This window comes from Prevotella histicola (genome assembly GCF_055385135.1).
Window position 1 is genome coordinate 363,291 of the sequence record NZ_AP043794.1, and the last position, 22,769, is coordinate 386,059.

Annotated in this window: 19 protein-coding genes; 7 read left to right on the forward strand and 12 right to left on the reverse strand. The window is 39.7% G+C overall.

The features are described from left to right. Window positions 1–158: 158 nt before the first annotated feature. Window positions 159–971 (forward strand): hypothetical protein, encoded by an 813-nt coding sequence (locus ACZ48L_RS10270; protein ID WP_025792193.1) that lies wholly within the window; start codon window positions 159–161, stop codon window positions 969–971. A gap of 1,029 nt (window positions 972–2,000) precedes the next feature. Here the strand turns inward: ACZ48L_RS10270 and ACZ48L_RS10275 are convergent. Beyond that, window positions 2,001–2,615, reverse strand: coding sequence for a DNA alkylation repair protein (locus ACZ48L_RS10275; RefSeq protein WP_025792192.1), 615 nt, complete (start codon window positions 2,613–2,615; stop codon window positions 2,001–2,003). 309 nt (window positions 2,616–2,924) lie between these two features. Here ACZ48L_RS10275 and ACZ48L_RS10280 point away from each other — a divergent pair, with 309 nt between their 5' ends. Next, window positions 2,925–3,179, forward strand: coding sequence for a hypothetical protein (locus tag ACZ48L_RS10280; RefSeq protein WP_008823880.1), 255 nt, complete (start codon window positions 2,925–2,927; stop codon window positions 3,177–3,179). 940 nt (window positions 3,180–4,119) lie between these two features. Here ACZ48L_RS10280 and ACZ48L_RS10285 read toward each other — a convergent pair. After that, window positions 4,120–4,410 carry a DciA family protein gene (locus ACZ48L_RS10285; RefSeq protein WP_036868157.1) on the reverse strand — a complete coding sequence of 97 codons (291 nt, stop codon included), beginning with the start codon at window positions 4,408–4,410 and terminating at the stop codon, window positions 4,120–4,122. After that, window positions 4,403–5,518, reverse strand: a complete 1,116-nt coding sequence (recF, locus tag ACZ48L_RS10290) for a DNA replication/repair protein RecF (RefSeq protein WP_025792191.1) — start codon at window positions 5,516–5,518, stop codon at window positions 4,403–4,405. Before recF ends, ACZ48L_RS10285 begins: the two co-directional genes overlap by 8 nt. Before the next feature lie 142 nt (window positions 5,519–5,660). Between recF and ACZ48L_RS10295 the strand changes: the two genes are divergently transcribed. After that, entirely contained in the window at window positions 5,661–6,335 is a 675-nt protein-coding gene (locus ACZ48L_RS10295) for a tetratricopeptide repeat protein (protein WP_008823875.1), read from the forward strand. 6 nt (window positions 6,336–6,341) lie between these two features. Beyond that, complete coding sequence (ribH, locus tag ACZ48L_RS10300; protein WP_008823874.1) at window positions 6,342–6,818, forward strand: 6,7-dimethyl-8-ribityllumazine synthase; 477 nt, start codon at window positions 6,342–6,344, stop codon at window positions 6,816–6,818. A 394-nt stretch (window positions 6,819–7,212) separates the two neighbouring features. Here ribH and ACZ48L_RS10305 read toward each other — a convergent pair whose 3' ends face one another. Both ACZ48L_RS10305 and ACZ48L_RS10310 read right to left on the reverse strand, forming a co-directional pair. After that, complete coding sequence (locus tag ACZ48L_RS10305) at window positions 7,213–7,875, reverse strand: RloB family protein (protein WP_242401733.1); 663 nt, start codon at window positions 7,873–7,875, stop codon at window positions 7,213–7,215. Between the two features lie 26 nt (window positions 7,876–7,901). Further along, the gene (locus ACZ48L_RS10310; RefSeq protein ID WP_025792185.1) at window positions 7,902–9,149 is read right to left on the reverse strand and encodes an AAA family ATPase; all 1,248 of its coding nucleotides are present in this window, start codon (window positions 9,147–9,149) and stop codon (window positions 7,902–7,904) included. Window positions 9,150–9,829: 680 nt separating this feature from the next. Between ACZ48L_RS10310 and ACZ48L_RS10315 the strand changes: the two genes are divergently transcribed. From ACZ48L_RS10315 to ACZ48L_RS10325, 3 genes are read left to right on the forward strand one after another with little or no spacing between them, the layout of a single operon-like run. Beyond that, a complete protein-coding gene (locus tag ACZ48L_RS10315; protein ID WP_025792183.1) occupies window positions 9,830–11,059 on the forward strand; it encodes a site-specific integrase in 1,230 nt (409 codons plus the stop codon). Window positions 11,060–11,087: 28 nt separating this feature from the next. Next, the gene (locus tag ACZ48L_RS10320; protein WP_315090018.1) at window positions 11,088–12,383 is read left to right on the forward strand and encodes a tyrosine-type recombinase/integrase; all 1,296 of its coding nucleotides are present in this window, start codon (window positions 11,088–11,090) and stop codon (window positions 12,381–12,383) included. After that, a complete protein-coding gene (locus ACZ48L_RS10325) occupies window positions 12,380–12,796 on the forward strand; it encodes a hypothetical protein (RefSeq protein ID WP_025792181.1) in 417 nt (138 codons plus the stop codon). The genes ACZ48L_RS10320 and ACZ48L_RS10325 overlap by 4 nt, the downstream gene beginning before the upstream one ends. Window positions 12,797–12,977: 181 nt before the next feature. Here the strand turns inward: ACZ48L_RS10325 and ACZ48L_RS10330 are convergent, their stop codons facing one another. From ACZ48L_RS10330 to ACZ48L_RS10360, 7 genes are all read right to left on the reverse strand, one after another. Beyond that, window positions 12,978–13,457 (reverse strand): hypothetical protein, encoded by a 480-nt coding sequence (locus tag ACZ48L_RS10330; protein WP_025792179.1) that lies wholly within the window; start codon window positions 13,455–13,457, stop codon window positions 12,978–12,980. A gap of 18 nt (window positions 13,458–13,475) precedes the next feature. Then, window positions 13,476–15,677 (reverse strand): peptidase domain-containing ABC transporter, encoded by a 2,202-nt coding sequence (locus ACZ48L_RS10335; protein ID WP_008446692.1) that lies wholly within the window; start codon window positions 15,675–15,677, stop codon window positions 13,476–13,478. A gap of 56 nt (window positions 15,678–15,733) precedes the next feature. Further along, window positions 15,734–17,239 carry a DUF6734 family protein gene (locus ACZ48L_RS10340; RefSeq protein ID WP_009434704.1) on the reverse strand — a complete coding sequence of 502 codons (1,506 nt, stop codon included), beginning with the start codon at window positions 17,237–17,239 and terminating at the stop codon, window positions 15,734–15,736. A 212-nt stretch (window positions 17,240–17,451) separates the two neighbouring features. Beyond that, complete coding sequence (locus tag ACZ48L_RS10345; protein WP_008446699.1) at window positions 17,452–18,708, reverse strand: DUF6734 family protein; 1,257 nt, start codon at window positions 18,706–18,708, stop codon at window positions 17,452–17,454. A gap of 7 nt (window positions 18,709–18,715) precedes the next feature. Next, a complete protein-coding gene (locus tag ACZ48L_RS10350; protein ID WP_008446465.1) occupies window positions 18,716–20,074 on the reverse strand; it encodes a radical SAM/SPASM domain-containing protein in 1,359 nt (452 codons plus the stop codon). A 97-nt stretch (window positions 20,075–20,171) separates the two neighbouring features. Further along, on the reverse strand, window positions 20,172–20,327 hold the full coding sequence (locus tag ACZ48L_RS10355) for a hypothetical protein (RefSeq protein ID WP_009434700.1): 156 nt from the start codon (window positions 20,325–20,327) through the stop codon (window positions 20,172–20,174). Window positions 20,328–20,410: 83 nt separating this feature from the next. Next, window positions 20,411–22,705, reverse strand: coding sequence for a TonB-dependent receptor (locus tag ACZ48L_RS10360; RefSeq protein ID WP_257898478.1), 2,295 nt, complete (start codon window positions 22,703–22,705; stop codon window positions 20,411–20,413). Window positions 22,706–22,769 lie beyond the last annotated feature (64 nt).

Genomic DNA, 22,769 nt, shown 5'->3' on the forward strand with positions numbered 1-22,769 from the left:
AATGGTATGAACCTTACGAATCCTACCCACTCTCTCCTCAACTTTTTATCAAAAAAGTTTGGAAGTTTAGGTTTTAGTATATACTTTTGCACCACATCTGAAGCAGGACACTGCATGCAGATATACCAAAGAAAGCAATTTGAAAGGAAAAGATATATATGAAGCGACAAGGACAAACACTATCGTTGAAGAATCTAACAAAAAGTAACGTTTGGGACATTCAGGAAAACGATGTCTTCCGCCTATGGGCACAAGCCGAACGTGACGCAGATTTGAGGGATAACGAGCGTCATTACATAGACGTTATTAAAAGTGCTTTCACCATAGAGGAGGTGAAAGTGAACAGACCCGAGGTCATAAAGAAGTATGAAGCACGTGGTTGCCAGGTGGGTGAGATACGTCTGGATGAGGGCACAAAGGTGAAATGGGCATTGAAGAAGAAGCCTATCCTACGTGTGACCGACCTTACATGGGAGAACATTCATCACGTCTCAGCACATAAACTCATTGAAGTTCTGGAACGTAACTTCGGTGGTGGATGGGAAAGTCTGCCACAGAGTGTGCAGGACATTATCCTCAGTGGGTTCGACGTAAGTACCACTACCCTACCTACAGCACGACTGAAGAAGCCAGGTGGGTTGTATGATAAGAAGGTGGCTGACGGCTATGAGGTGCTCGAGATATCAAAAGGAGCATGGACCGAGGCTATCTTTGCCAAGGAGAAACCAATGGATGTAGTGACTCGTACGAAGTTCCCAACACCTGAAGAGCTATCGAAAGAAGATGATCTTCTTGATGATGACGATGAGGATCTGCCAGAGGATGAGGACGAGAAGAAGCGTAATGACGAAGATGACGAGGACTTTGACGAGGACGAACTGACCGAGGAGAGTTATCGTACTACCTTCGATACCAACCCAGAAGAGCTGGACATACAAGCTGATGAGGTTGGTGATGATGATGACTTCTAATCTTTTAGCAAATAAAAATAAAGAGGAGTACCCACCAGGATACTCCTCTTTATTTATTAAAGTGATTTAAATTAGTTCTTCTTCGCCTTACGGGCAAGTGCCTCACGACGAGCTTTTTGAATCTGAAGGAAACGAGCATCGACAGTGCTATCGTATTCCTTGTTCATTGTGATTAGTCTATCCATACAATAATCTTGTTACCTTAAATACCTAAACGATTGCAAAGATACGAGGTTTCGTGCATAAAAGCCGTAGAAATATACCCTGAAAATATAAGCTTATACGATTTTATTGATGCATATCAACGGGTTTGACGCACGTCAAAAAGATGCATAAAACAAGAGATAACCTACTGATTTTCTTGCAAATAAGGTACTTTGGTAGTAACTTTGCACCTGTAAAATTAGGGTAAAAAGATTAATAACCGCAGAACCAAAGGGGTTCCGCACAAAGAAGAAAGGAAAAGATTATGTTAACATTAGGTATTGTAACCATTGTTGCAGCAACTCTTGCAGAGGCTTTAATCATTGCTAAGCAGATTGATTTGGGCGAATAGAGTTGTCTAAAACAAAAGAAAATTCAACAAGAAAGCTACTTGAATCGTTCTTCAGTAGCTTACAAATAAAAAGAAATAAGCCGTTACATCGCAAGATGTAGCGGCTTTTCTTTATCTCATTCCCTTATGTATATCATTGAAAAACACGTCCTTATGTCATTCTGTCTTCCAAGAATCCAACCTTATGTCCTTATATATGTCATTAAGAAATATGTCCTTATGGCATTCTGTCTTTAAAGAATCTAACCTTATGTCTTTATGTATGTCATTAAGAAATATGTCCTTATGTCATTCTGTCTTCAAAGATTCCAACCTTATGTCCTTATATATGTCATTAAGAAACATGTCCTTTTGTCATTCTGTCTTCAAAGAATCCAACCTTATGTCCTTATATATGTCATTAAGAAATATGTCTTTATGTCATTCTGTCTTTAAAATATGGCATTAAGAAATACGTCCTTTTGTCATTCTGTCTATAGAAGATCAAGGTCCTTCAACGCTCTTTTCGCTACTGTCTCAAGCTCTTCACCAAGTTCACAGAAGCTCAACACACAGTTATATGCAGCATGTTTCAGCGGCAGGTTATCCCCTTGCAGCGTCACATGAGCCTGATCAAGGAACTCATTGATGCCTCGTTCGTTAGGTTCAAGACCCTGAGCAAACAGTCGAGCAAGCAACTGATAGCCACAAAGCTGATACATATCCTTATCCGAAGCAATCCACTGATATGCCAGAGAGGGTGCAAAACGGAGGTGTTGCAACAGATGGAAAGCCAGCAGTTCAGCCATCTCCTGCGTCCGAACACGCTCCATCCACACATCAACCAGGTCGTTATCCATCCGTTCAGCAGGCATAATCAGCGTTGCCAACACCTGACATTCACGTATATCTTCCTTCCAAAGTTCAATGGCAAGGTCGTAATCTTTCCCGTATTCTACTGCCATCTGCTGCAGTTCGGGTACGGGAACACCCCAGTTTATCTTATATTCAACACCCTTCTGTCGCATGGAATGGGATGCCACACCATTCATTAACAGGCGGAAAGACTGCTTTATCTCCTTGAGTTTCTCGTGTGTCTCTTCTGTCATATTGCTTGTTTTTAATGTCGTTTAATGGTTCATTCCTCAACGCTTATATATATAATAAGGTGGGAAAGGACTACAAAAGTACGTTATTTTTTTGATTATTCATGGTTTTAGAACCGTAAAAAGCAGTGCACACAGGGGCAGAAAGATTGGAAACAGATACACAAAAATACTTCCGTTTGCAAGCGGAATCACTTGACAATATAAACTATTTTACTTAACTTTGCGCTTTCATGCTATCATCACCATGCACGATACTTACGAAAACATGAACAAACCGTAAGCTTTCAAAGCACAAAAGCCATCAAAAATATGAAGATAATACTGGAGATTTTCCTAATAGCAAGTGCACTGTTTCTATATGGGTGCATCGCTTATGTAGTGTTTTTCTTCGCGAAAAACATATATCTGGCTATCAAAAATAAGAAAGATTTGGAGTTAAAACCCTTCATCCTGCGCATGGCAGTAGGTGCTATGCTGGGTGGACTGTTCGTTTATGGCGTGTGTAATCAACTCAGAATCAGTACGATCATGGGGCTGTTGAGAGACATCAGCACCCAGTTCTAAGAACATTTCAACAAACAAAGAGAGCGCGATAGGATTCCTATCGCGCTCTTTACTTATTTTTATTGACTTGAAAAGTCTTGTTCTATGCTTGACTTTTGGTTCGCGCCTCACGGCGTTCCCCAATCATCTTGCATCATTGTTATCCTTAAAACCAATCTTACTTATTACCTTAACTAAACCTATTTAATGTTATCTGAACAATCTCTTTTGTTCTACCTTAAACTTAATAACTAAAAACCTAAATCTATTACTACTAACCTAAACAATCTTTTTATTTGTCTTTTGACGATGCAAAGGTACAACTGTTTGCGCACACAACAAAACTTTTACGCATAAAAAATCAGTTATTTAGCATTTTTTGATATGTATCAATACTCTTAAACACAACGTTTTCGGTTCTCAATGGGGTAACTATAACCCACTTTATAGCAGGAGAATGCCCTGCAGCAAGGGATTTTCAAACGTTTAAGACCTCATGAAAACAGATGCGAAAGGATGAATGGACAAGATACGTAACAGACTTATTCACGCTTTGATAGACAAGGAAAACACATAGGGTCATCGCCACTTGCTGGCATCATCATGCACTTTCTATCTCTCACCAGAGCAACAAACACATACGTCCCACCATGCGCTGACAAGAGAATATACGAAGGAAAACAACGTCTTTCTCTATGGTTTACTAACTGAGAAATAGTATTACAAAAAAGAAGAGGTAGTAAAAGCGAAATAAGGAGATATCACATGAAAATCGTCTTTGTAACCAATTCAAACACAAAGGGTTACAAAGAGGCTTGTAAAAGGGCATGTTTTACAGTTCAAAAGGGCACCTTTTACCATGCAAAAGGGCATGTTTTACACCGTAAAAGGGCGTCTTTTACAATGCAAAAGGGCGTAGATTGAAAAGCGAATGGGAAATAAATTGACAACGAAACGTCTTTTAATAGAATCTGATCTCTGTGATAATCATTGATCCAACGGCTGCATTGAGCTTCTTGATGAGCTCCGTCTGCATCATACTAAGGTCGGCACGCAAGGCAGGATTGATGATTTTCACGAATAAAGTCTGGTTTCTTATGAACTTCTCCTGCGTATATCGTGCCACAGTCTGCCCTGCCACAGTGTCCCAAGCATCAACCAATCGCTTCTGGAGGAGCGGCGTTTCCAATCCCTCCTGTCGCAGAAAGCTGTTGAGAACAGCATCCAAAGGTTGCACTTTCCGCCTAAACATGCTTGTCCTCCCGCTCGTTTATCTCGCCATTCTCAACTGAGAAGAGCTTATAACTGAACCCACTGCCCTGCAGAATCTTATCTAAATGGTCACGATTGGTGTCGGTTATGAAGATCTGACCAAAGTCATCGCCCGACACAAGACGTACGATCTGCTCCACTCTACTACAGTCTAACTTGTCAAAGATATCATCCAAGAGCAGCAAAGGGGTATTATTACCTGCCGTACGACGCAGAAAATCAAACTGAGCGAGCTTCAATGCCAGCACATATGTCTTGTTCTGACCCTGACTTCCCTCTCTTTTCATTGGGTAACCACCCAGTTTCATCACCAAATCGTCCTTGTGAATGCCATGAAGAGAGTAGCCCATGATACGGTCTTTGGCACGATCCCGCTGGATAACATCCAACAACGGACCACGCTGACAGTGTGAAACATACTCTAATGTCACCTGTTCACGGTCGCCAGAGATGGTCTGATAGATACGCTGAAACACTGGTGTGAGTTCTTCAACAAAGGCTGCGCGCTTCTGATAGAGTGTCTCTCCATGTTCAGCCATCTGCATTTCAAGCAGTTCCAACAGTGTCCCGTCGGGTTCATCCTCCTGTTTCAGCATACTGTTACGCTGCTGTAACGCCTTGTTATAGCGTGTCAGCGCATCCATATATAGGTTATCATACTGCGAGATGACCACGTCCATCAGTCTTCTTCGCTCCTCACTGCCCCCTTCAATGAGGGTTGCATCGGCTGGAGAGACGAAGATCAACGGTACAAGACCAATGTGTTGAGAGAGTCGTTTATACTCTTTCTTGTTCCGTTTGAAATGCTTTTTCGTACCACGTTTCATCCCACAGTACACCTGTTCCTTCTCTCCTGCATCCGAAACATAGTCTCCCTCCAACACAAAATAGTCGGCATCATGGCGCATAACCTCAGAATCCTTTGGGTTGAAAGCACTCCTACAGAACGAGAGATAGTACACTGCATCCAGCAGATTCGTCTTTCCTTCACCATTATGACCGATAAAACAATTCAACTTAGCCGACAAATCAAGCGTTGCCGTCTGTATATTCTTATAATTAATGATGGAGAGTTTCTTTAATTGCATAGTTGCAAAGATACCCCTTTTCCCTCCAATAAAAGAAAAAAGTCGTTGATAAATTTCAATATGTGCGACTTTTTGATTAATTTTGTCGCGCTATTAAGCACACCTTATATTATAGAATAGAATAAAAAACATCATAATCAAAATGGCAAACAAAAAAGAACAGGGTACATACGAAGAGACCCTTAACAATTCTGAAGCCGTCTTCTTGAAGTACAAGAAGCAAATCTTTATCGCAGTGGCTGCCGTCATCATCGTCATTGCAGGTGTGATTCTTTATAAGAATTACGTATCAGCTCCACGTGAAGCTGAGGCAAGTACGGAGCTGGCAAAGAGCCAAATGCTCTTCAATGCACAGCAGTATGACCAGGCATTGCCAGGTTTCCAGAAGGTACAAAGCGACTATAGCAGTACTGATGCAGGCAACCTTGCCAACCTTTACATAGCACTCTGCTATGCACATCAGGCTAAACCAAACTGGGCAAAGGCTTTGGAATATGCTGAGAAGTTCAATACTTCAGATGATGAAATGATTAGTCCTGCTTCACAGATGGCACTCGGTGACATCTATGCTAACAATAATCAGAATGACAAAGCAGTTGATTGTTTCAAGAAAGCAGCCGACATGGCAAACAAAGAAGCAGCTGATAACATCAACTTAAGCATTGCTCCTTTGGCATTAAAGAAGGCTGGTATCCTCCTCGAAAGCGAAGGAAAGAAGGCTGAAGCACTTGAGATTTACAAGAATATCAAGAAGACTTACGTCAATGCTCCTATCTATCAGGAGATTGATAAGTACATAGAACGCGCTTCAAACTAATCCTTTATGGCTACAGAGCTTCATCATTTATCCGACTACGATGAGCAAAGCGTTCCGGATGCAAGCAACATGTGCTTCGGAATTGTCGTGGCTGAATGGAACCCAGAGGTAACAGGTGCACTGCTCGATGGCGCTGTTAAGACACTGGAAAAGCATGGTGCCATCCCTGAAAACATCCATATCAAAACCGTTCCGGGCAGCTTTGAGCTCGTATATGGTGCACAACAGATGACAAAGAACGATGGTTTCGATGCCATTATCATACTTGGAAGTGTCATTCGGGGCGAGACTCCACACTTCGACTACATCTGTCAGGGCGTGACTTATGGTATTGCGCACCTCAATGCCACACAGAATATCCCCGTTATATACGGTCTTCTCACCACCAATGACCTGCAACAGGCGAAAGATAGGTGCGGTGGCAGACTCGGAAACAAGGGAGATGAATGTGCTATTGACGCTATTAAGATGGCGAAATTCTAAGCATTTGATTCATTTATAACGCATAAACAAAAGGCAGCAGAACACGGAATAACATCCGTTCTGCTGCCTTTTTTGTGCCGATTGGGTAAGTCTTATATCCCGTAATGCCCTGAAAAGCTATTGAATACCACTAAGAAAATAAAGCAACCAATATCACATTAAGGTTATCGAGGGTGACGATGGGAATTGAATACCACTAAGAAAATAAAGCAACCAATATCCTTTAAGAATGCTCATTCACCATGAATATTACAGCATCATTAACCTTCCACAACTGTATTTGCCAACTCTCATTTCAAATTAAAGGTCAAATGAACAACCCTTACTTTATATTTCATGATCCCAAAGTGATATCATTCACAACCCAATCAGCACCATCCAACCCTTAAAAAGACTACAACACCCGTTCTGGATGCTTCAATTCATCAATCAACAAGTCTACTTCCGTACGTGGATTATGCTTATCGAAATCTGTTCGTTGGGCATATCTCCCTCGAATCTGGCGTGCCCACGCACAAGCTTGCTCCTCATTTCCATACTCTTTTAGATGCTTTAAAATGTCAGTAGAAGCCTTATCATATTTGTAAGTCCGCTTTTCTGAAGCCTTCCTTACAACCGATTCTATCATACTGATATACTTCTTGCGTTCCACACCAGTACTAATATTCTGAAAATGTAGGCAGTACCAGAGTTCAAAAGATTCATTGCTCCAAGCACATTTCATACCTTCTTTCTTTGCATCTCGAATCGCTTTAGTGAAGTCTTTGAACTCATCTTTATCAAAGACAAGCCATATTCTGTCGAATTTCACTTGCCGTCTAGACTCCAATTCATCCCGCATCTTCACAGCTTCAGCCACCAATTGGCACGTACCTCGTCCACATCCTTTGATAACAGAGCCTACTGTTTTGACTTCCGACCATCGGTCTTTGATGAAAGATCTAAAGTAATTCGGCTCTGTATCAGTCCCTTCACATACTATCAAGAAGCGAGCATAGACGGCTCTGTCACCTTGTTTTCGCCCTCTACTAACCAGCGGTTTACGGTTTTTCATCATCTTTCTCATGGTTATTCAAAGCTATTTTATCGGATGAAAGGGATTGCTCCGTAACGCCCATTGATGTAATCATTCTCGATATCACGGTCGTTTCGCACCTTGAAATCAAGCAAAGAATAAAGGTCACTCGCCTCCGTTGCATCCTTTTCAGTAAACCAAATCTGGTCCCTACGCAGATACTTCGTATCGAGTAAGTGCGTATCATGCGTTGTGAAGACAAGCTGTGCACCATGCGGATTGGTCTCCTTATCCATAAACAAACGCACAATTGCACGCGTCAACATAGGATGAAGCTTAGCATCCAGTTCATCAACAAAGAGCACATTACCACCCATCAACGTCTTAAAGATAGGTCCCGACAGTTTGATTATCTTGTTTGTTCCGTTCGATTCCTTATCGTTTGCACGGAAAGTTGTCTGACCAATAACAGACCCATCAGCACCGTAAACATGGTGTGTAGTTACCACTTCCATCACCTTATAATCACCAACTGGCTCTTGAACCATAAACGGGAAACCCGACAACTGCTCCGTTATCTCTTCCGGAACCTCTCTTTCCTTCACCTCAATATTGGTAAATCCCAAATCAAGCTTCTTGAAAAGCTTCACCGCATCATCACGACCCTTAAGGTGTTCCTCCAACATCTTGAGCGTAACATGCCCATATCCATCCTCGTCAAGTCCCGAGATGACATTACAGCACTTCACGTTCTTGATGAGCTTTTGCGATGTCTGACCGTTCAATTGTGCCACAAGTGAAAGGAAAAGTCTGTTTCCTGTCGTTGCAGACTCCTTGCCCTTCCCTTCAGGAAAGTAAGTAGCAGAGATGGAAAAGTCCTGCTTTTCCCTGCGGAAAAGATAGTGTTCCTTGGCTCCTGGTGCTATCTTACGTTCAAAAAGCCACTCCCCTTCAATCGTTTTGCGCGTATATTCAAATCCATATCTATAGACAGTATCCTCCAAAAGCAACTGAATTTCAAAGGTTGTAGGTGCTTCTGCCGACTTTTCATCAAGCAAGAACGGCTCATAAGCAATGCTTTCGTCTGGATTTAGCCGTACATTATTATTAAGAACACGCTTAAACGTCCCGAAAGCCTTGATGACATTGGTCTTCCCACTGGAGTTTGCTCCATAGAGAACGGCTACTGGAAGGAGGCGGAAGCCACCTCTTTCGATAATGGAATCAGAATGTTCCTTGATCTGTCCTGCTTCCATCCGAAGGCTCTTTGTGTCCCTAAAGGAACAGTAATTACCAAAACTGAAATTGATAAGCATAGTATTTTCCTTTCTGTTTTATCTGCCACAAAGGTATGAATTATTTTTGGTTTTATCTCATTTTGCGAGATTTTTTCTCAAAATTTCCATCATTTTACTATTTATTTTACACTTATCTGTATTTTAAGGGGTAATCATATGGGTGCTGGAGGACGTGTATTTGTCTGACGAGCCCAAACGACTTGCCCGAGTAGGAAGCTCCTTCATGATTCCTTTGTCAGCCCTTCTCAGACATGGGACACAAGCATTCAATTGTAAAAGAGATTCATATTAGAAAATAAAAGGGCGTCTTTTGCATTGTAAAAGATGCCCTTTTACGTTGCAAAACATGCCCTTTTACACATCAAAAGGTGCCCTTTTGCAACGCAAAAGAGCACCTTTTAGAATGCAACTAATCCTTGAAAAGGAAGAAAAATCGAAGTTGGTGTAAACTGACTGATAATGAGGAAGAAACGAAACGATTTGCGTAGAAGTGCTCTTTTCAAAAAGGGCAGGAATATGCAGATTTAGGCAGAAGTTCAGTTACCAAAGCATTACCTGATTTTGAGATAGGTAACGATGAAGTAATGTTCGGTAACTGAATTATTTTCGCTCGTGTGGCTGTTGCTGCGGTCGGCAGTTTTCTGCATAAGTGAGGAACGCTTTAATTCGGGTAACTTTGCCCATAAAAATTAAAGCGTATGAAACAAGAGAAAATGAAGGTGTTGCTCTACCTCAAAAAGAGCGGTCTTGACAAGTCGGGCAAGGCTCCCATCATGGGGCGTATTACACTTGGAAGGAGTATTGCACAGTTCAGTTGTAAACTCTCCTGCAACCCCGACTTGTGGAATCCACGAGAGAGCAGAATGGATGGTAAGAGTCGTGAGGCGGTGGAGATAAACGGTAAATTGGAAAATCTGCTGTTGTCTGTTCAGTCGGCTTATCAATCTCTGCTATCCAAAGGTTGCCTATTTGATGCAGCCGATGTGAAAGAGCTGTTCCAAGGGAGCGTACAGACACGATGCATGCTCATTGAAAGGCTGGATATGCTCATTAAGGAGAAGGAAAGCCATGTTGGTATAGACATCAAGGAAGGAGCCATACACGGCTATCACTCTACCCGAATTCATTTGCAGAAGTTTATTCAACGGAAATACAAGGTGACAGACTTGGCTTTCTCACAGCTCACAGAGAACTTTATCTATGAGTTTGGGCAGTATTTCTTAGGTGAGTGCGGTTTTCAAGAAAGCACATTCTATAATGCAGCCACGCATTTGAAGACGGTATGCAGGTTGGCTTACCGTGAGGGATTGGCTGATGTACTTCTATTTGACAAAGCCAAAATTAGCAAGGGCGACAAGAGACTGCCCAAAGCATTGGACAAGGAAGCATTAGACAAATTGAAGGCTCTCAACTTTGAGGGCTTGGAGGAGGAAATGGAAACTGCAAGGGATATTTTCCTCTTTGCCTGTTATACAGGTGCTGCTTATTGTGATTTGATGGAACTGGACAAGTCCCATCTTGTGCGTGACGACGAGGGTAGCCTTTGGCTGAAGTTCAACCGCCACAAGACAGGCGTATTATGCCGTATCAAACTGCTGCCCGAAGCCATAAGGCTGATGGAGAAGCTCCACAGCGATGGAAGGGAAACATTACTCCCCTGTATCAAGTACAAGAACTATCAGATCTGTTTGAAAGCCCTGCGGCTTCGTGCAGGCATATCGTTTCCCTTTACCACACATACGGCAAGACACACCTTTGCCACGCTTATCACGCTTGAGCAAGGAGTGCCAATAGAAACGGTGAGCAAGATGCTGGGACATTCGAACATAAGCATGACTGAACGCTATGCAAAGGTTACACCCCAAAAACTCTTTGAGGAGTTTAATCGTTTCCTTTCTTTCACGGAGGATATGCAGATGAGTCTTTAGCAATAGACATATTAAAACTAAAATCATTATGAGAAGTACATTCAAGACTCTATTCTATATCAACAGACAGAAAACAAAGGCAGACGGCAATACCGCCATTCTCTGCCGTATCACCATCGACGGAAAGAGCACAGCCATTAGCACAGGTGAAGAGTGCAATCCCTCCGAGTGGAACACCAAACAGGGTTTGACAACCAATAGGAAGACCAACCAAAGAATCAATGAGTTCAGGGAATTGATAGAAAAAACCTATCGGGACATACTGACGAGGGAAGGAGTGGTAAGTGTGGAACTTATCAAGAACCGTTTGCAAGGCATTGCCACTAACCCCACCACGCTCCTTGCAATGAGCAAGGCAGAACTGCAATCCGTCAAGGAGAGTGTTGGCAAATCAAGGGCAGAAGGGACTTATCTGAACCTTTACTATTCTGATAGAAATCTCCGAGAATTTATCGAAAACAAAGGAGTACAAGACATATCTATCGCCACCATTACGGAGAGTTTGTTCGAGGAATACCGCTTCTTCCTGAAAAAGCGTGGGCTGAAAGCATCGACTGTCAATACCAATCTCTGTTGGCTGAGCCGACTGATGTTTCGTGCGGTGAGCAGGAGGATTATCCGCTGCAATCCGCTTGATAACGCCAAGTATGAGAAGGATGAAAAGAAGATACGCTTCTTGCAAAAGGGCGATGTAATGAAACTTATGGCAATAAGTATGAATGACAAGGAAGCAGAGTTGGCAAGACTGATGTTCATCTTTTCCTGCTTCACAGGCTTGGCTATCTCAGATATGGAAAATTTGAAATACAAGCATATCCAAACGGCAGCGGATGGACAGATGTATATACGCAAAGAGCGTCAGAAGACAAAGGTTGAGTTTGTCGTGCCGTTACATCCCATAGCGGAAGCTATCATCAACTATTATAGGAAAGAGCTGGCAAGAAACGAAGAACAGCAGACGGTGAAAGAAAAAGGCGACAGCCTTGTCTTTCAACCTCATTGCAGCCGTAGCGTGATGGGCAAGAACCTGAGCATCGTGGGTAAGGCTTGCGGTATCAGACAGAGATTGTCGTACCATGTTGCAAGGCATACCTTCGGTACGATGAGCCTAAGCGCAGGAATACCTATTGAGAGCATAGCCAAGATGATGGGGCACGCTTCCATATCAAGCACTCAAGTTTATGCGCAGGTAACGGACAACAAGATTTCGGAGGATATGGACAGGCTTATTGCCAAACAATCGGCAAAAGATAAAGAAACTATGGAGAGAGAGGCTTTTGAACTTTTGGATACATCAATCTGTAAAATGGAAGAAACGGCATGAATACGAACTATAAACAAAGGACAATGACTAGCACGGAGAATCATCGTAGCTATTTTGATTGGGGCTGCAATATGCAGGTCATTCGCAAGGGAAACGGAGGGATAGCCATGACAGAGAGTGAACTTGTGAGGTTCTTCGGTGTAACGTGGGGCAAACTTAACCATAGACTTCAAACGATAATAAAATCCTCCAACCTACATCTCGATGAGAGGGTTGCAGGTGAGGAAGATATTTATGCAAACGAACAACTAAAAGGTTATGCTCCGCTCTATCCGCTTCCTGTCATCATCGCCCTGTCTTTTCAGTTGGACAGCACGGAAGCCCATTTATTTAGAGAGTATCTCTGTGAGAGATTGCAGAAACCTGCATCCGTGATAACACCGATATTTCTGCTCGGTAACACGAATAACTAATGATTATTTCTTATCTTTCCTTTTTCTTTCACCGATTATATCTTACTACATTACTACAATAGGAGTTAAAGCGGTGAAAGAAAAAGGATTAACGTGTAGTAAAATACCCGAAACAATGGTACTACGCAGTAACTACAACTGCCCTTCTTCTTTCACCGCTTGATTACGATTAAAAAGGAAATTATATGATGTTTGTTATTTGCCTGACAATCCTCTGAAGTATGCTTTCATTGCTTACAAGTATAGATGCGGTGCCTGTCATTCCGCTGATGAGATTATACTTGCAATCTGTTATCCTTACCTGTGCCGTGAACACGTTGCCTTCTGCCGTTTGTAAGGGTATATGCGATGTGGCTGTTATTACACCATTTGCAACTCCGTAGGTTTCTGCATCGTAACCCTCAAATTCGATGTTTACCGTCATTCCTCTCGCTAACGTATTTACGTATTTATAGGGAACGGCGATTGTGCCTTGACGGGCATTTGTCATCTGTACCTTTGCACTGATGGTTTCAGGATAAGGTATAAAGTATGCACCTGCCAGTAGTCCTAATATTACAACAGTGATAATCATGATGCCATAGCGTACAATTTTTGACGGTATCTCGCCAATGATGTGCCTTACCTTCTCGCTGCGGAGTTCTATCTTGTCGTCTACCATAGTTGTTTTTCCTTTACGTTAGTTTCCTAACTCCAATTGATTCTTTACAAGATTGTAGTATGCACCACGCTTTGCCGTGAGTTCCTCGTGGTTGCCAATCTCGACCACCTTGCCTTTATCCAGTACCACTATTTGGTCAGCATTCTTCACCGTGCTTAGTCGGTGTGCTACGATAACTACCGTCTTGCCTTTGTAGAACTCATCCAGATGCTCCACAATCATGCGCTCGTTATTGGCATCGAGCGAGTTGGTGGCTTCATCAAGGAAAATATAATCGGGGTTCTTGTATACAGCTCTTGCTATCAAGATACGCTGTTTCTGTCCTTGACTCAAGCCAACGCCATCGCGACCAATCTTAGTGTTGTATTTTAAGGGAAGTCCCATTACATAGTCATGAATACAAGCTATTTCGGCTGCCCTTTGCAATCGCTCCTTGTCAATCTCACCATCATCTACGGCTATATTCCTTGCTATACTCTCGGAGAATATCACACCGTCTTGCATCACCACGCCACACTGTCTGCGCCACCACTTCTTATTTAGCGTATTTACACCTGTTCCGCCTATGGTGATTTGTCCTCCCAATACGGGATAATAGCCCAACATCAGTTTGATGAGGGTGGTCTTTCCGCTACCCGACGCTCCGACAATGGCAGTTACCTTACCTTTGGGGATTGTGAGGCTTACATCATCAATGATGGTTTTCAATGCGTGAGAATCGTACTTGAAGTTTACGGCTTCAAGGTCTATGCCTTGATTTTTTTCTTTCACTGCCATTTCCAATCCTTGCTTTCCGTTCTCATCATCCATGCGGTGGATTTCATTGATACGCTCAAGACTTATCTTCACATCCTGCACCGAATAGAAGAAACTCATCAACTGCTCGACAGGTGAGTTGAGTTGCCCAATGATATACTGCACGGCAAGCATCATACCCAGCGTGAGCTGTCCGTGAATGACGGCTGTGGCTGCCACCACGGTGATTACGATGTTTTTCAGTTCGTTGATGAATATGCTACCAGCCTCTTGTGTCTGTTGGAGTTTAAGGGATTTCATCTGCACTCCAAAGAGGTCTGCCTGCACGTCCTCCCATTCCCAACGACGACGTTGTTCACAATCTTGGAGTTTTATCTCCTGCATAGAGGTGATAAACTCGTAGGTCTTGTTGTTGTTGATGGCTTGCTGCTCGAAGAGTTCGTAATCAAGTACTTTTCTGCGCCTGAGGAAGAGTGCAAGCCAACCGCCATAGAGCAGACTACCGAGCATGAAGATGGTAAAGACAAGCCAATTATAGGATAGCAGCACGATGCTGAACACCACAAAGGTAAAGAGGGAGAACACGATGCTAAGTGTCTTTTGAGTTAAGAACGTGTTCACCCTACTATGGTCACCCATACGCTGCATAAGGTCGCCCATCAGTTTAGTGTCGAAGAACGACATCGGCAGTTTGAGCAGCTTGATGAAGAAGTCACTCACAAGAGAAATATTGATCCGCATAGAGATATGCAGTAAGAGCCAACGACGGATAAAATCAATGGCAGTACGGCTCATGGTAAGGACAAGTTGTCCCAAGAGTATTAACCAAATAAAACCGATGTTCTGGTTTTTGATTCCCACATCCACAATTGATTGCGTGAGGAAAGGCAGGATAAGTTGCAGCAGACTGCCCACAAGTAAGCCTAAGACTATCTGCCCAAAGTGCTTTCCGTATTTTTTGACATAACCGAAAAGAAACTTGAGTGAGCGTTCTTCTTTCAGCTTGGATTCTTCTTTAATATTATTGTTATCAAGTAACTGAGTAGTACTGCAAAGCATAGCGATTCCTTGCTCTTTATCTTTCAATCTTGTACTAATCCAATGACTCTTAAATTCCTCTAAATTATATTTAATTAATCCTTTACTAGGATCTGCTATATAAAATCTCTTGTCTCTTCTTATTTTATATAGTATTACAAAATGATTCTGATTCCAATGGAGAATACAAGGTAACGGATATTTGGATAAATTGGTAATATCTATCTGGGTACAAATCGTATCAAAGCCTAGGTAATTTGCAGCTTTACTTAGTCCCAATAAAGAAATTCCTTCTGTAGTTGGCGTACATAGTTTTTCTAAAAAAGATAAAGAGTATCTTTTTCCATAATATTCGCATATCATTTGTAGGCATGTAATACCACATTGCATAGAATCGTATTGATGTAAGAAACGAATATGTTTCATTAAACTGTGAGCTTTAGCATTAATATTTCAATAATAGTCAAAAATAAAACTGGACGTTAGATATTCGATATTGTTAAAATACAGTTTTCTATCATCCGGTAAATAATTCTTTCTACATATCTTAAATTAGCTTCATACTCTTCTTTACCATATTTGTTTTGTGATAGTGCACAAACATTATCTATTATATCGGAGGCTGTTGCTGTATGCTCCTGTAGGAGATAGTCTATAATAGTTTCAACCGTTCCACGAGCAACTACTTCATAAACTGTTTGACGAAAAGCATCTGGTATAGTTACAACTTTATACATTTTATTTTCAATTTTTTGATTTTTTGTAATATACATCAATGTTTCTGATGATATATCTGTCAAGCTAATAAAAGGATTTAAAATAAACTGACAATTACTCTCATATAATCTCTCATTTTCCCAAAAGCTATTAATGCAAGTATACTGCTTTTTAAAAAATTCCTTCTTATTATCTTCTAGTTGTTTCTCAACTTTGATGCACGTGTTGTCCAGTTTCTTAATTTCGGTATAGATTCTTTCTTTCATTATTTTTCCTATATCATAATTTTTAGAAACTTTAAAACTACGTGACCTTTCTAATATTTCGTTGGAAGTCCTGTAATGATGGATATAAGGAGTATCTATAAAATTCAGATAATTAGATATTGGGATACCGCCATGCTGGATATATGTATTGATTATATGATGATGTAAAGCAGGATCTATTTTTTCTAGAAGCCTTGATGCAAAAATTTGTGCATCATTTCTTTTTTTTATATTTCCAAGCATATGACAATAGCCGTGTTTTTTCAAACACGACATATCAAGATTCATCCAATCAAACAAAGTACTTAATTTTTCACCTTCAGTGCAGTAGCTTATAGTTTTATTATATTTTTGAGCTAGGCAATAAAAGAAAAGTTGCTCGTAAACAGAATTTATAAAACCGTCATGATTAAGTTTCAAAATCCTATCATTGTTATATATAAATCTATATGCTTGTTCTGTGTAGTATTGAATGAATTTCACATCATTTCCTCCGAGTACGCCTGCATTAGCCACACTAATAATCTTATTTTTAAGCTCTATATCTGCAAAATTGGGAATTTTTCCTCCAACTTGTATGAAACGATCTATGCACTTACGATTATACAATTGATCGTCATACTCAATATTTTGTGCGAATAAGTCTGCTTTCCAAAAGGAATCTGGTAAGCTGTCATACAACAAAAAATCACAATCTACATGTAAAAATGGTTCATGCTGTTCACTGTATGTATATAATTTTGGCAAAGCCCATAATTCATAGCCAGAATACCCTTCCATAATATTCGGAATTGTTACTATCTGATCATAAGGAATACACAATTCTTCAACAACTTTTTTAGCTGTGGAATTGCAATACAGCGTAACATGACCATAATGCTGCTTTAGTAAAAGGCAACTAATAGCCATAGTTATCCAATGAAATTCAGGTGAGAGAAATCCTGCTTTATCGAACATAGGATCTTCATCTGTGGAGAAACTGTAATATGTCTGTAAAAACCTCATGTATGCAATAATATTAATAAAACAAAATCTTTTTCTAAAAATACCTTTAAGCTACTAACAAAAACCTTAATTTTAGGTTGTATAAGTATTAAACCTTCTGAGTGTATATGACTATATAATTAGTACACTTAAAATACATTAGTGTAGCATTATGCTCATGCCACCAAAGTATTAATTATAAAGTATGCACTATGTTTTGTTATTTTATGGTGTCATATAATTAATACATTATCAAATAATCCCTTGCGAATACTTGTAATTAAATATTCTTGTTGAAAGGGATTCAAGTCTGTTATTATTTCGTTTAACCGAATAGGCTTCCTAAATATTTTAAGTAGATTTGTCATAACAGAGTCGTATTTTATATACACATTCTGCGCAAGATATGTATTGTATGTTTTTAGATATCCCTCCTGTTTGCATTCCTTTTTATCAGGTAATGTTGAAACTTTTTTATTACTTATGAATTTAACATCAGGAGAAATTGAAATTATAGAGTTTAATAAGTCTCCATTAGATATTTTTTCATATTCTATTGCTCTTTTCTCATACTCACTATTTGCAATACCTTTTAGTGTGATTTTTTGACAAATATCATTTTTATGGCATACATAGAGTATTCGGTCAAAATACTCTGGATACTTCCTATACATTTGCCTAATGATATAGCTATTACAGCGTGGATGACTTTTGTAATTCATTATGTGAATATAAGGATGATTGTTAGCTTCCACTACTTGGTCAGGGACTGTTCCCCAAGGCATAACAAAATCCTTAACAACACCCTTAATAAATGTTTCAACCTTGATTCTTTTTGTATGTGCTAAGGCATAAAAAATCCATTGTTCAAAAACAACATTATAAAGAAACTTCTTGTCTGACTTTCTTATACTATTAGCATTGCTTGATAAAAAATCTTTAACATATTCAATGTACTCTTTCCAAAAGAACACATTATTACCACCCAATACCCCTGCATTATATGAATGTATATTATTTTCACCGAAACATACTCTCATGTAATCAGGAATTATCGCATTGCATGATTTCAAATGGTTTAGTACTAACATGTAGAAATTTGAATCGTTTTCTTCATGCTGGGCTACTAAGTCTGCTGTTAATAAGCGCTTCTTGAGCGCTTCCTTGCAAAACACATCACAGTCTATATGCAAAAAGGGAGCATTTTGCATACTATATGTTTGAATTTTAGGGTAACAGTAAAAATCCCTATACTCATTCTTGATGTCATCCAATATGAAGTATGTATCATATGGCAATAGAAACAAATCTTTAAATATATGTTTTAACTCAAAATTTGTATACATACAAAGGGGTATTTGTGGGTTATACTCTTTTAAGAGTAATCCACTCAATGCTATTGATAGCCAATTGACTAGTGGAGATAAATAACCTCCGCAAAAGTTCAGTCCATAACTTCTTAACTGACTATATGTTTGAATTATATGCATTATGTTATTATTTTATATGGTTAAGTCTGTATATAGCATTTATTAGCATGCGATCCTCTATATTATATATAAACATAGGGCATCTAGGTTCTTTCTCATATAATGCAAGTGGACATAATCCTCCACATAAAGGATAATACTTACAATCTTTACACTGTTTAATCTGACCACTTAACAACATGTGGGGAATGGTCGCTAAGGCACTATTTTTGCGCTTATTACCTCGGTTATGTATATTGCCCAAATGCAATGGACCTCCTAAATATCTTGTAGAATAGGCTGTCTCCGAACAGTCGTAAATATTACCATAAGCATCATACATTAAGGACTCTTTCATTGTCCCAATACATATATAAGGCCCACTTCTGTGCGGAAGAATCTCTGTTCTAAAACCATGCGTTAGCATATAAAGTATATACTCTGTAGACTTTTTCCCAATTATCTTCCATGTCTTGGCATCACCAGCACCATTGTTTGCCCATGAAACAACACATGCACAATAAAAACGAATTTTATCCTGCATCCCATCATTGTACAGTTTATGTAAAAGTGGAATAACACCATCTATATTACTTTGATCAATATTACATCGAATGGTTATCATGCATTTAGTCTTATCATAGTATGGGCTTGAGACTATAGACTTTAAATTGTTGTATAATTTAACAAAAGTTCCTTTACCGCTACACGTGAAACGGTGCTTGTCATGGAATTCCTTATCTCCATCTATTGTTATTTCTATCCTCCTGCAATTAAATTGTTCCTTTAACTCTCTATATACATCTGGCGTGAGTATATAGCCATTTGTAGTTATATGAGATAGATTTTTAATCTTATGCTTATTTGTCAGAATTTTTATATGCTTATTGATTATACGCATTTTATCTAAGGCGCATAACGGTTCTCCTCCAAACCATCCTATTTCCATGTCCTGATAATCATGTGCAGATAATTTAATATCAATCTGTTTGATGAGACATTCTATGGTATCTATACTGATTTCTGCATGGTTGTGCTCTTGACCACAATAGTTACAAGCAAATTGACATTTATCAGTTGGTTGAATGGACATATATAGGTGCTCACTATGGTACTGTCTTTGCTTCTTTAAAATCTTTTGGTTTTCTATGTTTATTGATCTAAACTCGTCTTCTTCCTTTGGAACAAGCACCTTTGCTTTAATTAATAACTCCATTGTATTTTTGTCTATATGCCTAAAATCTTCATTGATGACAGAATTATAGGTGTTAGCTGATACAAAAATGTTTTTTGCTGTTCTTCCAGAAAAGAAGAGACCTAATTGATGTCTCTTAATGTGATATAAATTCTTAAATAAATATGCTGAGAGTTTAAGTTTATTTTCCATTTTCTATGTTATAATATTAGAAAAAAGGGAATGCTATTGTCGGAGTAAAACTCACGCTCCTGAGTTAGCATCCCCTAATACTCATTTTGTAACTGTCTTAGTGACAATTACCGAATGAACAGTTACCATAGTAACCCCATTCTGCTCCTCCGTATAATTCGTCGGCCTGCTCTTCGTTCAAAATAATGCAATCTTGATCGATTTCTTTCAACATGGACTCATCAAGGAGCTTTTTTAAATTAATTTCTGCCATAAGGCTAAAAGTATTTAATAACGTCTACTCTTTTAAAGATTTTCGACATCCTCTTTATCTGTACGTGAATTTATATTTATCTGCTACTTCGTTGTTGGCACAATACCTGCATCAGTATCAGAGTTATGAATACGTTGGTTCACCTCAGAACCGTGCTTTCCAAAGTTCAGGTTGAAATGAAAGTCTATGCCAAAAACCTTACATAGATTTTTCGACCATACCATTTGATTATAAGGAGCAAGATGGGAAAGATTTTCTACAGACATTTCATAACGTGAACTGAAGATGTTCTGCAACTGGAGTTCTACACCCCATTTTTCTCTATTGTACCCAAAAACTATACTATGTGATTTCTCATCTTTGTTAAGTGTCTCCCCCCACAGGCTATGAAAACTTGTCTCAAGATTGGCGCCTACATACCAATTCTTGTACATTCCCATTAAGTTGGCACGCAAGCCCCAGTTAGTATGTGTATGCGTATAGGTATTGCCATTGCTGATATAGCGATTGACAAATGGGGTAAATTGGATGGACATATAATCCCTCCAAGGTTGTACTTTTAGGTTTATTTGAGAGTTCAGACGATGGAAGCCTCTTTGATTGGCATAACTCCTAACATAGAAGCCATTCGAATAGGTTGTTTCTTCCATATATGGTTTATCATCATAGCTATAACGAGTAAACCATTCTGCACTAATATATTTTGTTCCTACGCTAATTGATAGTTCATTAGAGAAAAATCTGACCGCCTGTAGATTTGGATTTCCACGGCGTATTTGGTAAATGTCTATGTGTTGTTCAACATCGCTTAATTCGGCAAGTGAGGGTGCGTAGCCTCCCATGTAGGCTTTGTAGCGTATTGACAGATAATTGTTGAAACGGTACCCCAGCTGAATAGTTGGACGAAATATATATTTTACCTGTTTGGCATTTCCTTGGCTAACATAGGTTCTCATAGCACCTACACCTACCATATAATCCAGTTTTCCTAACTTTGAAGCCCATTCTCCAAAACCATAACTCTCACCTGTATTCATCTTTACGCTTGAGGATGTGTTTCCATCATATGCGTTTTTTGTGTACATCTGCTGATGTCGCAGACCGAATGACAATCGCGAATCCTTGATTTTCTGCTCGTAAATAACTTCAGCTATGGTCGAATATTTATTGCCATTGACATGGGAAGTTATTTCCTGCACAGCATTCCCCAGAGATTGGCGATATAAACGGTCGTTTTTAGTATTGATATATGTTCCTATCAGGTCAAAGAACAGATGCCGATCCTTGGTAAACTCATGCTGATAATAAATATCTAACGATGGATTGTTGCTCCTTGACTTGGTGCGGTCCTTGATATCGAATGTATTGCTATCCTGAATAAGTTTGGAATTTCTATCAGATACCGCATGAGGCGTATTGTTATATAAATCACGAAAAGTAACACTCAATATGTTTCCGCTATTTATGTAATCGTATCCTATGGATAGATTGATGTTGTCATATCGTGCCTTTGTCTTTTGCCCTATCTCATAGTTACTGATACTGGGGGTCGTTGCATGGAAAGCCTCCATGTTTTCACGTAACCAGTTTACATCACGTCGATTCCAGTTTACAGATGCCTTGAAGTTTGACTTACCTACATGATAATTACCCGATAACTGATAATCTCCTATACCTAAGGGATTGATAGTGTTCATAAACTCTCCGGAGATGCTTCCACCATTCTTCTTTTCTTTTAAGATAATGTCAATTACGGCAGCTACATTTCCGTATCTTAGACCAGGATTATCATGATATTCTATTCTCAATACGTCTGCCGGCAAGAGAGCCTTCACCTCCTGTATCTCTGCCTTTACACCATTAATACGTAACTCTACGGCATCCCCCATAGTGGTAGTCACCTTACTGTCAAGCGTATTTACAGAGATTCGTGAAAGCTGAAGATGCTGCAACAAACTTAAACCATTGCTTGATGTTTTTTGCTGAAGCAGATTAGGGATAATTATTTGGCGGTCAGCTTTTTGTATTACGTTGTTGGCGATCACTGTAACGTCATTAAGCTGCTTACTTTCTGGTTCCAACATGATTGTACCCACCGAAAGGTGCTTAGAAATGTTTTGGCATTTAATTTCCTGCGTAGAATACCCAACAAAAGATATCCTTATTCTATAGTTCTCTCCTTCATGCGTATTCAGTTCAAAGCCGCCATTCATATCAGTTACTACTCCACTAATCATCTTATTTTCGCTTTCACGAAACAACGAAACCGTTGCAGCTGGTAATGGTTGCTTGTTTTCATCTACGACCGTTCCCGTAGTTTGTGCAGCAAGAATACCATAGCAGCCAGACATGAGCAACGTGAGAATTTTCTTTTTCATAAACATTATATTATTTATTATATGTATTGTCTTATTATAATTTTGGAGTCAACATCATGATATG